16 protein-coding genes are annotated in these 14,995 nt (G+C 56.3%); 13 read left to right on the top strand and 3 right to left on the bottom strand.

Translation table 11 applies throughout. The annotated features are described in order from the left end of the window. Nucleotides 1-2: 2 nt before the first annotated feature. The 8 genes from Q3Y64_RS04140 to Q3Y64_RS04105 all read left to right on the top strand — a co-directional run bounded on the left by Q3Y64_RS04140 (nucleotide 3) and on the right by Q3Y64_RS04105 (nucleotide 8,788). Nucleotides 3-971 carry a TIGR01212 family radical SAM protein gene (locus Q3Y64_RS04140; protein ID WP_303560211.1) on the top strand — a complete coding sequence of 323 codons (969 nt, stop codon included), beginning with the start codon at nucleotides 3-5 and terminating at the stop codon, nucleotides 969-971. Between the two features lie 151 nt (nucleotides 972-1,122). Then, the gene (locus Q3Y64_RS04135) at nucleotides 1,123-1,425 is read left to right on the top strand and encodes an HU family DNA-binding protein (protein ID WP_101943790.1); all 303 of its coding nucleotides are present in this window, start codon (nucleotides 1,123-1,125) and stop codon (nucleotides 1,423-1,425) included. A 219-nt stretch (nucleotides 1,426-1,644) separates the two neighbouring features. Further along, nucleotides 1,645-2,955 (top strand): trigger factor, encoded by a 1,311-nt coding sequence (gene tig, locus Q3Y64_RS04130; RefSeq protein WP_303560210.1) that lies wholly within the window; start codon nucleotides 1,645-1,647, stop codon nucleotides 2,953-2,955. A gap of 120 nt (nucleotides 2,956-3,075) precedes the next feature. Next, nucleotides 3,076-3,660, top strand: coding sequence for an ATP-dependent Clp endopeptidase proteolytic subunit ClpP (gene clpP / locus Q3Y64_RS04125; protein ID WP_303560376.1), 585 nt, complete (start codon nucleotides 3,076-3,078; stop codon nucleotides 3,658-3,660). 33 nt (nucleotides 3,661-3,693) lie between these two features. After that, a complete protein-coding gene (gene clpX, locus Q3Y64_RS04120; RefSeq protein ID WP_101943788.1) occupies nucleotides 3,694-4,962 on the top strand; it encodes an ATP-dependent Clp protease ATP-binding subunit ClpX in 1,269 nt (422 codons plus the stop codon). Nucleotides 4,963-5,043: 81 nt separating this feature from the next. After that, entirely contained in the window at nucleotides 5,044-7,473 is a 2,430-nt protein-coding gene (gene lon / locus Q3Y64_RS04115; protein ID WP_303560209.1) for an endopeptidase La, read from the top strand. A 118-nt stretch (nucleotides 7,474-7,591) separates the two neighbouring features. Next, the gene (locus tag Q3Y64_RS04110; RefSeq protein WP_101943784.1) at nucleotides 7,592-7,954 is read left to right on the top strand and encodes a PilZ domain-containing protein; all 363 of its coding nucleotides are present in this window, start codon (nucleotides 7,592-7,594) and stop codon (nucleotides 7,952-7,954) included. Between the two features lie 63 nt (nucleotides 7,955-8,017). Continuing rightward, on the top strand, nucleotides 8,018-8,788 hold the full coding sequence (locus tag Q3Y64_RS04105) for a TatD family hydrolase (RefSeq protein ID WP_303560208.1): 771 nt from the start codon (nucleotides 8,018-8,020) through the stop codon (nucleotides 8,786-8,788). Nucleotides 8,789-8,832: 44 nt separating this feature from the next. On the opposite strand, the gene Q3Y64_RS04100 is transcribed toward Q3Y64_RS04105, so the two are convergent. Further along, nucleotides 8,833-9,633, bottom strand: coding sequence for an inositol monophosphatase family protein (locus Q3Y64_RS04100; RefSeq protein WP_170023122.1), 801 nt, complete (start codon nucleotides 9,631-9,633; stop codon nucleotides 8,833-8,835). Between the two features lie 69 nt (nucleotides 9,634-9,702). Here Q3Y64_RS04100 and Q3Y64_RS04095 point away from each other — a divergent pair, with 69 nt between their 5' ends. Both Q3Y64_RS04095 and cysE read left to right on the top strand, forming a co-directional pair. Further along, the gene (locus Q3Y64_RS04095; protein ID WP_303560207.1) at nucleotides 9,703-10,449 is read left to right on the top strand and encodes an RNA methyltransferase; all 747 of its coding nucleotides are present in this window, start codon (nucleotides 9,703-9,705) and stop codon (nucleotides 10,447-10,449) included. Nucleotides 10,450-10,495: 46 nt separating this feature from the next. Continuing rightward, nucleotides 10,496-11,233 (top strand): serine O-acetyltransferase, encoded by a 738-nt coding sequence (gene cysE, locus Q3Y64_RS04090; RefSeq protein ID WP_101943777.1) that lies wholly within the window; start codon nucleotides 10,496-10,498, stop codon nucleotides 11,231-11,233. Nucleotides 11,234-11,237: 4 nt separating this feature from the next. Here the strand turns inward: cysE and Q3Y64_RS04085 are convergent, their stop codons facing one another. Beyond that, entirely contained in the window at nucleotides 11,238-12,080 is an 843-nt protein-coding gene (locus Q3Y64_RS04085) for an SAM-dependent methyltransferase (protein ID WP_303560206.1), read from the bottom strand. A gap of 342 nt (nucleotides 12,081-12,422) precedes the next feature. Next, entirely contained in the window at nucleotides 12,423-13,022 is a 600-nt protein-coding gene (locus tag Q3Y64_RS04080; protein ID WP_303560205.1) for a LysE/ArgO family amino acid transporter, read from the bottom strand. A gap of 109 nt (nucleotides 13,023-13,131) precedes the next feature. Between Q3Y64_RS04080 and Q3Y64_RS04075 the strand changes: the two genes are divergently transcribed. The 3 genes from Q3Y64_RS04075 to infA all read left to right on the top strand — a co-directional run bounded on the left by Q3Y64_RS04075 (nucleotide 13,132) and on the right by infA (nucleotide 14,873). After that, entirely contained in the window at nucleotides 13,132-14,028 is an 897-nt protein-coding gene (locus Q3Y64_RS04075) for a LysR family transcriptional regulator ArgP (protein WP_303560204.1), read from the top strand. Nucleotides 14,029-14,307: 279 nt separating this feature from the next. Further along, nucleotides 14,308-14,511, top strand: coding sequence for a cold-shock protein (locus tag Q3Y64_RS04070; RefSeq protein WP_101943770.1), 204 nt, complete (start codon nucleotides 14,308-14,310; stop codon nucleotides 14,509-14,511). Between the two features lie 101 nt (nucleotides 14,512-14,612). Then, nucleotides 14,613-14,873, top strand: coding sequence for a translation initiation factor IF-1 (gene infA / locus Q3Y64_RS04065; RefSeq protein WP_101943769.1), 261 nt, complete (start codon nucleotides 14,613-14,615; stop codon nucleotides 14,871-14,873). Nucleotides 14,874-14,995: the final 122 nt, after the last annotated feature.

Genomic DNA, 14,995 nt, shown 5'->3' with positions numbered 1-14,995 from the left:
TCGTGTCTGCGCTAAAAGCCATTCCGGCTGAATATGCAGGCCGTCGTTACCATGCGTACAACGACTGGGTGAAGCGCACGCACGGCGGTCGTCTGCAGAAAATCAGTATCGACGCAGGTTTTACTTGCCCCAATCGCGATGGAGCGTTGGGGCAGGGAGGCTGTAGTTTCTGCAACAACGAAGGTTTCACGCCCTCCTATTTGCGCGAGCAAGTTCTCTTGGCTGATCAGATTGATACCGGCCTAAGCTTCATGCGCCGGCGCTATCCGGAAACCAAGCAGTTTCTTGCCTACTTCCAGGCTTATTCAAATACTTACGGCGATCTTGATCACCTCAAGGCGATTTATGCCGAAGCCTTGAATCATCCTGAAATAGGAGGCTTGGTCATTGGTACCCGGCCGGACTGTCTTCCTGATGAGGTGCTTGATTATCTGGCGTCGCTGGCCCGAAGCAAAACCATTGAGCTGGAAATCGGCATAGAGTCTTGTTCGGACGCCGTGCTCGCCGAATGCCTGCGTGGTCACGATTTTGCCTGTACCCAGGATGCCATTCGTCGCGCCGCAACGCGCGGTTTGTTCCTCACCGGTCACCTGCTCCTTGGTTTGCCAGGTGAAACGCGCGAGAGTCTACTGACGGGAGCCCGTCAATTGTCGCGTTTGCCACTCGATGCGTTGAAATTCCATCAGTTGCAGATCGTTCGTCATACGCGCTTGGCGATTCAGTACCAGCGTGCGCCTGAGAGTGTCCCCCTGCTTGAGCCCGGACTTTATTTGGATCGTGTCATCGATATGCTGGAACTGCTGCCGTCCTCAATCAAGGTGCAGCGCCTTGGGAGCGAAGTGCCGCCCCGGTTGCGCCTGTCGCCGGACTGGGGGATGCGTCTATCTGCCTTTCCAAAGCGCCTGGATGTGCGCTTGGCGGAGCGTGAGACTTGGCAGGGGCGGTTGTTTTCGAAGCCCCTAGATGCCTGATTGGGCAAAGCGTTGTGGGCGAAAAACCCAAACAGTGCGGGAATCGGACAAAAAAATGCCGTTTGTAGGCCAGAGGGGCTACACAGCAGCAAACTTGGCTCTATACTCGGCCCTGCAGAAATGCACACCCAAATTTAACCGGAGATAACGCATGAACAAGACCGATCTGATCGCAGCGATTGCTGAGAAGACCAATCAGTCCAAGGTTGCCACGGGCGAGTTCCTGGATGCCGCTGTTGCCGTGATCGAAGAAACAGTTGCTTCTGGCGATTCTGTGACCCTGGTTGGCTTCGGCACTTTCAAGGCTGCTGCCCGCGCCGCTCGTGAAGGCAAGAACCCGAAGACCGGCGAGAAGATCAAGATCGCCGCGACCACCGTGCCGCGTTTCTCCGCTGGCGCTGGCTTCAAGGCCAAGGTTGCTACCAGCAAGGTCAAGAAGGCCGCCAAGAAGTAATCAGGCTTTCCGCGAATGCACAGACAGGGCGCCTGCGGGCGCCCTGTCTGTTTTTGCGCCTCCCGCAAGGCTCGGAGGCAGTGGCGAGTGTGATAGGATCGCGGGTTTGTTGGTTGTCTAGCCGGGCGCTGCCGCAACAAAAAGGTCTGGCCGACTTCGCGTCGGATTTACAGGCATCGCTGCAGCGCGCCCCTCCGTTCTGTTCCAAGGAAATTCTGCATGCAAACGAATGAAGTGACGCTGGGCGCGCTGGAGCGCCGTATCGACTTGGTTGTCAATCTGGCTGAAGTCGAAGCTCAGGTGGCTGCTCGTCTGAAGAATCTGGGCCGTACCGTGAAAATGGCCGGTTTCCGCCCGGGCAAAGTGCCCCTGAAGATGGTCGAGCAGTCCTACGGCCCGCAAGTGCGCAACGAGGTGCTCGGCGATGCCGTGGAAGCGGCCTTCAGCAAGACCGTCCAGGAACAGAACTTGCGTGTTGCGGGTTATCCGAACATCGTACCGAAGGAAACTTCGGTTGAAGGCAAGATGGAATTCGTGGCGACCTTTGAAGTTTTTCCGGAAGTGGCTGTGGGTGATCTGGCTGCTAGCGAGATTGAGCGCCCGAGCCTTGCTGTTGGCGATGCTGAAGTGGATCGTACGATTGAAGTGCTGCGTAAACAGCGCACTACCTTTGTCAAGGCTGAGCGCGCCTCGCAGGAGGGAGATCGCGTGACGATCGATTTCACCGGCCGCAAGGATGGTGAGGTCTTTGAAGGCGGTCAGGCCAACGACTTCCCCGTAGTGGTCGGTGGCGGGCAAATGTTGCCTGATTTCGACGCCGCACTGCGTGGTCTGAATGTGGGCGACAGTAAGACTTTCGACCTGACCTTCCCGGCCGAATATCACGCCGCAAACTTGGCTGGTCAAACCGTGCAGTTCGAAATCACCCTGAAGGCTGTTGAAGCTCCGGTATTGCCAGAGGTCGACGCAACTTTTGCTCAGGCTTTGGGTGTGCCTAACGGCGATACTGCCAAGATGCGCGAAGAGATCAAGGCAAACCTTGAGCGTGAAGTTGCTCGCCGCATTCGTGCCCGCGTACGTGATCAAGCCCTTGAAGTTCTCTCCAAGGCGTGTGCCTTCGATGTACCGAAGGCTCTTGTCGATGGCGAAGCTGGCCGCATGGTTGAAGCAGCCAAGCGTGATCTGGTTCAGCGTGGTGTGGATGTGAAGAATGTGCCGGTGAGCAAGGACTGGTTTACCGAGCAAGCATCGAACCGCGTCAAGCTTGGCCTGATTGTTGCTGAGGTTGTGGGCAAGAACAGCCTGAACGCCAAACCGGAACAGATTCGTGCGCGCGTTGACGATCTTGCGCAGACCTACGAAAAGCCGGAAGACGTGGTGCGCTGGTATTACTCCAAGCCCGAGCATCTGCGTGACATCGAAGATGCCGTGGTCGAAGATAACGTGGTCGAATGGGTGCTGGGCCAAGCGAAGGTGAGCGACAAAGGCTTTACTTTTGAAGAGTTGATGGAGCAAGCTCAGCAGGCCTGATGATGGCGGTGCCGGCGACCCTCGCCGGCACTTTTTGATGATGAAGATGGAGAGACGGCTTTGAAATTCTCAAGCACGCAGCATTCTGATTGGGATCCGGTTGGCCTCGGCCTGGTGCCGATGGTGGTGGAACAAAGCGGTCGTGGCGAGCGCTCTTACGACATCTACTCGCGCCTGCTCAAGGAGCGTGTCGTGTTTCTGGTTGGGCCGGTCAACGATGTGACTGCCAACCTGATCGTGGCGCAGCTTCTGTTCCTGGAGTCCGAAAATCCGGACAAGGACATCTATTTCTACATCAACTCGCCAGGTGGCTCGGTTACCGCAGGCATGTCGATTTACGACACGATGCAGTTCATCAAGCCCAATGTAAGCACTCTGTGCATCGGGCAGGCAGCGAGCATGGGCGCGTTTCTTCTGGCTGCAGGAGAAAATGGTAAGCGTTTTTCGCTGCCCAATTCGCGGATCATGATTCACCAGCCTCTGGGTGGTTTTCAGGGGCAGGCCTCAGATATCGAGATCCATGCCCGGGAAATTCTGGCCCTGCGTGCCAAGCTTAATGACATGCTGGCACATCACACGGGTCAGTCGGTGGACCGGATCGAGAAGGATACGGATCGCGACAACTTCATGTCGGCTGCCGAGGCGCAAGCCTATGGTCTGGTCGATAAGGTGCTCACCAGCCGCTCAGATGTAGCGGCGGCTTGATCACACACACTTATTCTTGAAGGAAGGCTGAATATGACGGACAAAAAGTCTGGCAGCGAGAAGCTGCTCTACTGTTCGTTCTGCGGTAAAAGTCAGCACGAAGTCCGCAAGCTGATCGCAGGGCCCTCCGTATTCATTTGCGATGAGTGCATTGACCTGTGCAATGACATCATTCGCGATGAAATCGGCAGCGATGCATCTGCCCGCGTCGACAAGGGCGATCTGCCTACGCCGAAAGAAATAGCCACGATTCTCGATCAGTATGTGATCGGGCAGCGTGCCGCGAAGCGCATTTTGGCAGTAGCGGTGTATAACCATTACAAACGGCTGCGTCATCAATCGCGTACGGCTGATGACGTGGAATTGGCCAAGAGCAACATCTTGCTGATTGGGCCGACCGGATCGGGCAAGACTTTGCTCGCTCAGACGCTTGCCCGTCTGCTGAATGTTCCTTTCGTAATGGCTGATGCCACCACACTGACTGAAGCGGGCTATGTCGGGGAGGATGTCGAGAACATCATCCAGAAACTGCTGCAGAAGTGCGATTACGATGTCGAGAAGGCCCAACAAGGCATTGTCTACATCGACGAAATCGACAAGATTTCGCGCAAATCCGACAATCCTTCGATCACGCGCGACGTTTCTGGCGAAGGCGTGCAGCAAGCGCTGCTCAAGCTGATTGAAGGTACGGTGGCTTCGGTTCCTCCCCAGGGGGGGCGGAAGCACCCGAATCAGGATTTTGTTCAGGTCGACACGGCCAATATCCTGTTCATCTGCGGTGGAGCTTTCGATGGACTGGAAAAGGTTATTCGTAATCGTACCGAGACTGTCGGTATCGGTTTCGGTGCGGAAGTGCGCAGCAAGAATGACAGCAAGGTTTCTGAGACCCTGCGTCAGTGTGAGCCGGAAGATCTGATCAAGTTTGGTCTGATCCCTGAGTTCATTGGGCGCCTTCCGGTCGTGGCTACCCTTCAGGAATTGGATGAAGAAGCCCTGATTCAGATTCTGATCGAGCCAAAGAATGCTTTGGTCAAGCAGTACGCCAAGCTTTTCTCAATGGAAGGCGTGGAGCTTGAGGTGCGGCCTGCAGCGCTGCAAGCAATTGCACGTCGCGCGATCAAGCGCCGCGCGGGTGCCCGTGGTTTGCGTTCCATCCTGGAATCCGTCTTGCTCGAAATCATGTACGAGCTGCCGGGCATGGAGAATGTTGAGAAAGTGGTGGTCGATGAGAACACCATCGATACTGGCGCACAGCCGCTCCTGATTTATTCGGAGCAGGCCAAGGTTTCAGGCTCCAACTGAAAGCCGGGATTCTTGCCTTCAAGGCTTGAATCCCGCCAGACAGCCCCAATGTAGTTTGAGTGCGGTCCTCAGGAAAACAACATGTCGAACAAGCCCGAACTCCCCCCCGAAGTCATTGAACTCCCTTTGCTGCCACTGCGTGACGTGGTGGTCTTCCCGCACATGGTGATCCCGCTCTTTGTGGGGCGCCCTAAGTCCATCAAGGCTCTCGAACTTGCCATGGAAGCAGGCAAGAGCATCCTGCTAGTGGCCCAGAAGTCTGCGGCCAAGGACGAGCCTTCGGCTGACGATCTCTACGACATCGGTTGTATTGCCAATATCCTACAGATGCTCAAACTGCCGGACGGGACTGTTAAGGTCCTAGTCGAAGGTACGCAGCGCGCTCGTCTTGAGCGTGTCGAAGAGCAGAAGGCGCTGTTTGTGGCTGAAGTGAGTCCGATCAGCAACGATGAGCGCGGCTCGCATGAAGTTGAGGCGATGCGTCGCGCGATCATCAGTCAGTTCGATCAGTACGTAAAACTGAATAAGAAGATCCCTCCTGAGATCCTGACTTCACTGGCAGGCATTGAAGAGGCTGGCCGTCTGGCAGATACCATTGCCGCGCACCTGCCGCTCAAGCTTGAGCAGAAACAGGCTGTGCTGGAACTTTTCAATGTCGGTGAGCGTCTTGAGCGCCTGCTAGGACAGCTGGAAACCGAGTTGGACATCCTTCAGGTGGAAAAGCGCATCCGCGGCCGTGTCAAGCGCCAGATGGAGAAGAGTCAGCGTGAGTATTACCTGAACGAGCAGGTTAAGGCGATCCAGAAGGAGCTCGGCGAGGGCGAAGAAGGGGCCGATCTAGAAGAGCTTGAAAAGAAGATCAAGACGGCTGGCCTCTCCAAGGAAGCGTTGGCCAAGGCGCAAAGCGAGCTGAAAAAACTCAAGCTGATGTCGCCTATGTCGGCAGAAGCCACGGTTGTGCGCAACTTCATCGAAACGCTCACCGGCCTACCGTGGAAGAAAAAGTCCCGCATCAGCAAGGATCTGGCTGAAGCCCAGAAAGTCCTTGATACGGATCACTTCGGTCTCGACAAGGTCAAGGAACGCATCCTGGAATATCTGGCCGTGCAGCAACGCGTGGACAAGCTCAAGGCGCCGATCCTGTGTCTGGTTGGCCCTCCTGGTGTGGGCAAAACCTCGCTCGGCCAGTCGATTGCCAAGGCCACCAATCGCAAGTTCGTGCGTATGTCGCTGGGTGGCGTCCGGGATGAAGCCGAGATCCGTGGCCATCGTCGCACCTATATCGGTTCCATGCCAGGCAAGATCCTGCAGAACATGACCAAGGTGGCGGTGCGTAACCCGCTCTTCCTGCTCGACGAAGTCGACAAGATGGGCGCTGATTTCCGCGGCGATCCGTCTTCGGCACTGCTGGAGGTCCTTGATCCGGAGCAGAACTCGACTTTCGTCGATCACTACATCGAGGTGGAGTACGACCTCTCTGAAGTGATGTTTGTAGCGACTGCCAACTCCTTCAATATTCCTGCCCCCTTGCTGGACCGGATGGAAATCATCCGTCTTTCGGGTTACACCGAGGATGAAAAAGTAAACATTGCCCAGCGTTATCTGCTTCCCAAGCAGATGAAGAACAATGGTGTGAAGCCCAATGAGCTTACGGTCACTGAAGAGGCTGTTCGCGACATCATCCGTTACTACACCCGTGAAGCCGGTGTACGTAGTCTGGAGCGTGAAGTCTCGCGTATCTGCCGCAAGGTCGTTAAGGCGCTGGTGCTGAAGAAGCGTGAATCAAAGGTCGTCGTCAACGCCAAAAATCTCGACAAGTATCTGGGCGTGCGTCGCTATTCCTTTGGTATGGCCGAGAAAGACAACCAGGTTGGTCAGGTCACGGGTTTGGCATGGACCGAAGTGGGGGGCGAACTGCTGACCATCGAGGCTGTGAATCTGCCGGGCAAGGGCAAGATCATTACCACCGGCAAGCTTGGTGAAGTGATGCAGGAGTCGATTCAGGCAGCGTTGTCTGTCGTACGCAAGCGTGCTCGCCAGCTCGGTATTCCGGAAGACTTTCACTCCAAGAGTGATATCCACATTCACTTACCGGAAGGAGCTACGCCGAAGGACGGACCTTCTGCGGGCATCGCTATTGCATCGGCACTGGTTTCGGTGCTGACAGGTATCCCGGTGCGTGCCGATGTAGCCATGACCGGTGAGATCACGCTGCGCGGCGAAGTGCTACCGATTGGCGGTCTCAAGGAAAAGCTGCTTGCGGCGGTGCGTGGTGGAATTCGCAAGGCCCTGATTCCACAGGAAAACGTGAAAGATTTGGCGGACATTCAAGGCGATATCAAGGATCGCATCGAGATCGTGCCTGTGAAGTGGTTTGATCAGGTGCTGGAGCAGACCCTTGAGCGTCTTCCAGAGCCTTTGCCGGAAACTGCCGAAGTAGCTGCTCCTGTGGCAGCAGTGCCGGTGGAGCCTGATGAGGATTTGTCAGGTAATGGTTTGATCACGCACTGATGATGAGAGGCCCGGTCTAGTGACCGGGCCTCTTCGCATGGGGCGCAGTCGTCGCCCGGGCTGGCGATGGATGCTGGCTTGTTGATACCATTGTCTCAGACTATTTTCAGGATTCTTCATGGAAGCCAAGCAACAGGCGAGCGTTCGGGCTGGGGTTCTCTCCCTTAACATCAACTCCAAGTCCGCTTTGTATGCCGCCTATATGCCCTTCGTAAAGGGTGGCGGCCTCTTTATTCCGACCAACCGGGCTTATGTGGCGGGTGATGAAGTTTTCATGTTGCTGCAGCTTATGGATGATCCGCAGCGTCTAGCTGTGAAGGGTAGGGTTGTATGGGTGACGCCTGCCAACGCCCAGAACAACAAGACTCAGGGGGTGGGAGTGCAGTTCGCACCGGATGAAGGCGGTACTGCGGTGAAGATCAAGATTGAACAGATTCTTGGCGGTGCGATAGGGTCCAGTCGCCCGACGCATACCTTGTAAGTACTCGACATTTTATTTTCTGACCGGGCGTAAGCCCGGTTTCAGTTTAACGGTAGGCCAAATATGTTCGTGGACTCACATTGCCATATCGACTTTGAAGATCTTGCGGTTCAGGGCGAAGCCTTATTCGAGCGTATGGCCAGCGCTAAGGTCAGTCATGCCGTATGTATTGGCGTGACGCTCGAGAATCTGCCGCGCGTACTGGCTTTGGCGGAGTCTCGTGCAAACGTCTTTGCTAGTGTTGGGGTGCATCCGGAGAATACGGAAGGTGAGGAGCCTGATCTGGAACGCCTGCAATTGCTAGCTGCGCATCCGAAGGTGGTCGCTATTGGTGAAACGGGATTGGATTACTACTGGCACAAAGATCGTCCAGAATGGCAGCGTGAGCGCTTTCGCGTGCATATCCGGGCGGCGCGGAAGACCGGTTTGCCCTTGGTGATTCATACCCGCGATTCGGCAGAGGATGTTCTGCACATTCTTGCGGAGGAGGGGGCGCAGGAAGTGGGTGGAGTGATGCACTGCTTCACAGAAAACCTCGTAGTAGCCGAAGCTGCTATTGCTCTGGGCTTCTATATTTCCTTTTCCGGCATCCTGACCTTCAAGAATGCCAGTCAGATCAAGGAGGTTGCTGCCAGCATTCCGCTTGAGCGTCTTCTCATCGAGACGGATTCGCCCTATCTCGCTCCCGTCCCTCATCGCGGCAAACTCAATGAACCATCCTTTGTTCCGCATGTAGCCACTGAGGTGGCGCGCTTGCGTAACCTGAGCATCGACGAAGTAGCGAATGCCAGTACCGACAATTTTTTCCGATTGTTTCAGCGCGCACAGGCATGAAAAAAAGGCGACCAATCGGTCGCCTTTTGTTGTTTCGCCAGAAATTAGGCCATCAGTGCTTCAGTTCGGTGCGATTGCACCACTTGCAGCAACTGGGTAAAGATTTTAGGTGAGCCAGCCACCAGATTGCCCGTCTTGAGATAGTCGCCTTCGCCGCCGAAATCGCTGGCGAGTCCTCCAGCTTCCGTCACTAGCAGTACGCCGCCAGCCATATCCCAGGGCATCAGACCCATCTCGAAGAAACCATCCGTGCGACCACAGGCCAGCCAGGCGAGATCCAGTGCGGCTGAGCCTGGGCGGCGCAGGCCGGCAGTCTTACCGGCCAGATCCTTGAACATGGCAAGGTAGGCATCGACATTGTCCATGTGCTTGAAGGGGAAGCCTGTTCCAATCAGGCTCTCCTGTAGCTTGGTGCGCTTGGCTACGCGGATGCGGCGATCGTTCAGAAAGGCACCACGACCACGGCTGGCTGTAAATAATTCGTTTCGGGCCGGGTCATAGACCACAGCCTGTTGCACGATGCCACGCTCGGCCAGGGCGATGGACACGGCATACTGCGGGAAACCATGAATGAAATTGGTGGTGCCATCCAGCGGGTCGATGATCCATTGGAAGTCACTCTCACCTCCGGTGTCACCGGACTCCTCTGCTAGAATCGCGTGCTCCGGATAGGCATCGCTGATGACTTCGATGATGGCCTGTTCGGCCGCACGATCCACCTCGGTCACGAAATCATTCGGCTGCTTGGAGCGGACTTCGATCTTATCGAGCTCCATCGAGGCGCGGTTGATGACGGTGCCGGCTCGGCGGGCAGCCTTGACGGCGATATTCAGGATTGGATGCATGTGCGTCGGGTCTCGTTGCAGCAAGCCAGGTGGCACGCTGCGTGCGCTAAAGGAAACCGCACATTATATATGGCTGAAGCCCTCTCTTTGAATCGATTTCGTGTGGTTTTGTCACGACCCGGCATTCCGGGGAATATCGGCGCGGCTGCACGGGCGCTCAAGACCATGGGCTTGTCGCGCCTTTATCTGGTCAATCCCAAGCACTTTCCTCACCCCGAAGCTGAGTCGCGTGCCTCGGGCGCCGTGGATGTGCTTGCCAACGCAACGGTCTGCAACTCTCTCGAAGAGGCGCTGACCGGGGTAAGCATGGCCGCTGCCTTTACCGCAAGGCGCCGCGAATTGTCGTTGCCCATGCAGTGGGCTCGAGAGGCCGCGGGTACCTTGTGCGAAGCCGCTAATCAAGGCGGAGACGTCGCGCTGGTGTTCGGCAATGAGACATATGGCCTTTCCAACGAAGAGCTGGCGATCTGTCAATTGCCCGTAATGATTCCTGCCAATCCCGAATACAGTTCGTTGAATCTGGGGGCGGCGGTGCAGCTAATGTGCTACGAATTGCGCATGGCTGTGGTGGCGCCGGGCGAAGCGCCGGCAAGTTTTGGCGAGCTGGCGACGGTGGATGAAGTCGAGCAGATGATCGGCCATTTCCAGCAAACCATGACGGCCAGTGGCTTTTTCAATCCGGATAACCCCAAGCGTTTGTTGCCGCGTTTGCGCCGCATGTTCGGGCGCATTCGCCTCGAGCGCGACGAAGTCAACATTTTTCGCGGCATGCTGAACAGTTTTCAGTTTCCGGAGCGTTTCCGCAAACCTGATTAAGTCGCACTGGCTTACCATCAACCTCCAAGTGTTTTCCTGACTGCCCATGTTTGCTCATCTCCGAGAAGATATTGCCAGTGTTCTCCAGCGCGATCCTGCCGCCCGCAGCGGGTTGGAGGTCATGCTGTGCTACCCGGGCGTGCATGCGCTCTTCCTGCATCGACTGGCGCATCGCTTCTGGCAGCTAAAGCTCTTTCTGTTGGCGCGCTGTGTGTCGCATATCGCACGCGTGCTGACAGGGATCGAGATCCATCCTGGAGCAAGCTTGGGCAGACGCGTGTTCATCGATCATGGTTTTGGTGTTGTGATAGGGGAAACCGCTGAAGTAGGTGATGACTGCACCATCTACCAAGGTGTGACGCTGGGGGGTACCTCCTTGTATCGGGGTGTGAAGCGTCATCCAACACTGGAGGCTGGCGTGGTAGTAGGGGCTGGAGCCAAGGTGCTGGGGGGCTTTACGGTTGGCGCGGGAGCCAAGATCGGCTCGAACGCAGTGGTGGTTAAGCCGATACCGGCGGGGGCGACGGCCGTGGGAAATCCGGCCCATGTTCTGGAGCCGAAAGATGAACGTGGCGATAAACCCGATTTTTCCGCCTACGGCGTGACACGCAATATGGATGATCCAGTCTCCAAGGCTCTGCACGCCTTGCTTGACCATGTGGCTGACCAGGATAAGCGCCTCGCGGCGATGGCCTCCCGCATGAAGGAAGCAGGCTTGTGCGCGGACGAGGCAGACTGCCAGAAACCACTCGACCTGGACTATCTGAACCGCATCGTGGATTAATCGTTCAGTGTGTGGCGTCCGGTACGAAGAAGCGTTCGCGTAACTCTTCCAGTCCGGTCGTCGCCAGAATTTCGCCCAATCGGGTTGCTGACGCACGTTTGCCGTGGCCGGTATGGCTGGCGATGATCAGTTCGTTTTTCATTGAGTGTTCCCAGCCTACGAGTTCGGTCACGTTTAGCTGATAGCCGTGCGCTTCGAGTTGCAGGCAACGCAACACATTGGTGAGTTGGCTACCGAATTCGCGGGTGTGGATCGGGTGGCGCCACAGTTCGGTGAGTGCGGATTTCCCCAGCATCTGCCCCTTGTTCTTGCGCAGCGTGGCAGCGACCTCGGCCTGGCAGCATGGAACCAGCACAATGTGGCGGGCGCCACGTGCCAGCGCAAAGCGGATTGCGTCGTCCGTGGCGGTGTTGCAGGCATGTAGGGCAGTCACTACATCGATTCGCGCAGGCAGGGCAGCGGAGTTGATCGAGTCCGCAACAGACAGATTCAGAAACTCCATACCACCGAAACCCAGGTGTTTAGCCAGCTCGCGCGAGCTTGTGACCAGCTCATCGCGCGTTTCGATACCCCAGATCCGGCCTTGAGGCGCGTGTTCCTTGAAGAACAGATCGAACAGGATGAACCCTAGGTAGCTCTTGCCGGCTCCGTGATCTACCAAGGTCAGATCGTGACCGTGATTGAGAGCGTCCTGCAGGAGGGGTTCGATGAACTGGAAGAGGTGATAGACCTGTTTGAGTTTGCGCCGGCTGTCCTGATTCATCTTGCCGTCACGTGTGAGGATGTGCAGCGCTTTGAGTAGTTCAACGGACTGGCCAGGGCGGATGTCGTAGGTCTTGGTGTTCATGATGTGGGCTCGCAAGGGTCGCGCATTCTACATCGCAGTGTAGAACGGACCTTTTCTGCCTCGTGGGGGAATTCTGTCCCTGGGCTCCGGAATTCCGTCGAAGAGGTGATGTATGCCCTGTGGGGGCAACAACCTGTCCCGCAAGGTACACGTTGTCGACAAAGAGTGATGGCAAATGCAGCCTGGGGATTACCGCCCCTCGCGCACGAGCAAGTGATGAACGAGCGCCCGCTCTGGCAGCCCGATCCTTATGTTGAGCCACATACCCACCTGCACGCTTTTTGTGCCCAGTTAGCGCATCGGTTTGGATACCTTTCCAAACTTCGCGTCCCACCCGTGATTTCAATGCACTAAGCTGAAGGCCAGGGCCCCCATACCCACTCCGACGACGGCGTCGAGTATGCGCCAGGAGGTTGGTTTGGCAAACAATGGCGTCAGGCGGGCTGCGCCGAAGCCCAGCAAGGTGAACCAGGTAGCCGACGCAGTGATGCAGCCGAGCCAGAATATCCAGCGCTCGCCACCGGCCAGATGTGCCCCGATTGAGCCGATCAGCACCACCGTGTCCAGCCAGGCATGGGGATTGAGATAAGTGAAAGCAAGTATCAACATGACCGCGCGCAGCAGAGTGATCGGCTCCCCTTTTGAGGCCACATTCATGTGACGGCGTGAAAAGGCTGCACGAAGTGAATTCATCGCGTACCAAGCCAGAAATGCTGCGCCAGCCCAGGTTGCCAGTTGGACAGCATGCGGCCATTTATCCAGCAATGCGCCCATGCCTGCTATTCCCAAACCGATCAACAAAGCGTCTGAAATAGCGCAAATCAACACTGTTGGCATTACATGCTGGCGGGTAAGGCCCATTCTGAGAACATGCGCATTCTGGGCCCCGATGGCGAGGATCAAACCGCCGCTGATTGTGAATCCCTGCATGAAGCTGTTCATTTGTGTTCTCCCAGAGCCGTCCCTCTTGGCGGCCAAGCAGGAATCTAAAGGTGAGATAGCGTTTTGTATTAGCATCTTGAATAATAATCATGTTTCATAAGGATTTCTAATGAACCTGGATTTCTCGCTGCTGGAGTGTCTGGAGGCTGTTGCTACCGAGGGCAGCTTCGACAAGGCCGCAACGACGCTGGCAATTACTCAGTCAGCGGTGTCGCAGCGCATTCGTGCACTTGAGTCTCAGGTGGGAACCCCATTGTTGTTTCGCACCCGACCGGTGCGGCCTACGCCGGCCGCTCAGCCGCTGCTGCGCTTTGCGAGACAAACCCGCTTGTTGGCTATGGAGGTGTGGCCGGAGATGAAAGCGGCTGCAACCCAGGGGCAATTGCGAATTGCCGTCAATGGCGACAGCCTTGGAACTTGGGTGTTGCCAGCGCTGAAGGATTGGGTGCACGCCCATCCGGAGCTGACTCTGGAATTTGTGGTAGACGATCAGACTCAGACTCAGGCGCGTTTACGTAATGGTGAGGTGCTGGGCTCTATTGGTTCTGAGGGGAGAGCGACAAAGGGATTTTTGGTTGTGCCGCTGGGTCAGATGCCTTATGTGTGCGTCGCTTCACCCGAGTTTGCGCAACGTTATTTCCCGCGTGGCTTGACGATTGCTGCTGCGCAGCGTGCTCCCGCTCTGGTATTTAACCGCCGGGATGCTCTCCAAGCTGATCATTTGGCGCGCTGTCTGGATTGGGCTGAGCCACGCTTTCCGCATCACTTTGTGCCAGCTTACGAGGCCTATCTGGAAGCTGCGATTCTTGGTTATGGCTACGGTATGTCACCGCTGGCTCAATGTCGCGCCGCACTGAAGGATGGGCTTCTGGTGAATGTCACCCCGCAGATGCCGGTGGCGGTTCCGCTTTACTGGCACACGTGGCAACTCGAATCCGAATTGATTGGCAGTCTCGGCCGGGCGTTGGTAGCAGGTGCGGCATTAGCCCTGGATGCTCTGCCTTAGTCCGAAGGCTGAATGGCCTTGTCACTAACGCTCTCTGCGCGACAGATACTGCAAACTATTGGGCAGGGGTGAAGAAAACATTTGCCAAAGCGGGAATAAACAGGCACAGTAGTCACGCGATTTTCAAGTAATGCTCAGTTTTGTCAGGCGTAATCCCCGGTTCTCCGGTAGTTCCTCCCTTCATGACCCCCGCTGTCTTGAGCTTCGCAGAGCACCTGGTTTTTAACCGCGCTCTGGGGGCATCCCCTTATTTTTAATTTTTTTCAGGAGATTCAAGAGATGGCAACTGGTACCGTGAAGTGGTTCAATGATTCCAAGGGTTTCGGCTTCATCACCCCCGATGGTGGTGGCAAGGATCTGTTTGCTCACTTTTCCGCTATCCAAGGCGGTGGCTTCAAGTCGCTGCAGGAAAACCAGCGCGTGAGCTTCGACATCATCACCGGCCCGAAGGGCGAGCAAGCCTCGAACATTCGCGCTGAATAAGCAGGGGCCGATGTAGCGCCATGTGCGCTGCAAGGCTCCACCGGAAGAGCCCGGCCTGTGCCGGGCTTTTTCTTTTTCCCGATATTTTCAGGAGACTCCCTTTGGCAAAAGAAGAACTCATCGAAATGAATGGTGCGGTCGACGAAGTGCTGCCGGATTCGCGCTATCGCGTTACGCTTGAAAACGGACACCAACTCGTGGCTTACACCTCGGGCAAGATGCGCAAGCACCACATCCGCATTCTGGCGGGTGACAAGGTTTCGCTGGAGCTTTCGCCCTATGATCTGTCCAAGGGCCGTATTACCTTCCGTCATATCGAAGGTCGTGGCCCTGGTGGCCCGGCACCTCAGCGTCGCCGCTAATCAGATCCAGCTTCGTCCTGCGTGGGCGAACTGCAAACAGTTGCGTACTGCCTTGGCGGTATAGGTCGTTCTGCTTGGCGTATCCAGGCGAAACACGCGCTGTATTGCTTGCGTGATCGGCG

The sequence above is a fragment of the Uliginosibacterium sp. 31-12 genome (genome assembly GCF_030548425.1).
In the GTDB taxonomy this organism is placed as follows: Bacteria; Pseudomonadota; Gammaproteobacteria; order Burkholderiales; family Rhodocyclaceae; genus Uliginosibacterium; species Uliginosibacterium aquaticum.
This window is presented reverse-complemented; position numbering and strand designations above follow the sequence as displayed.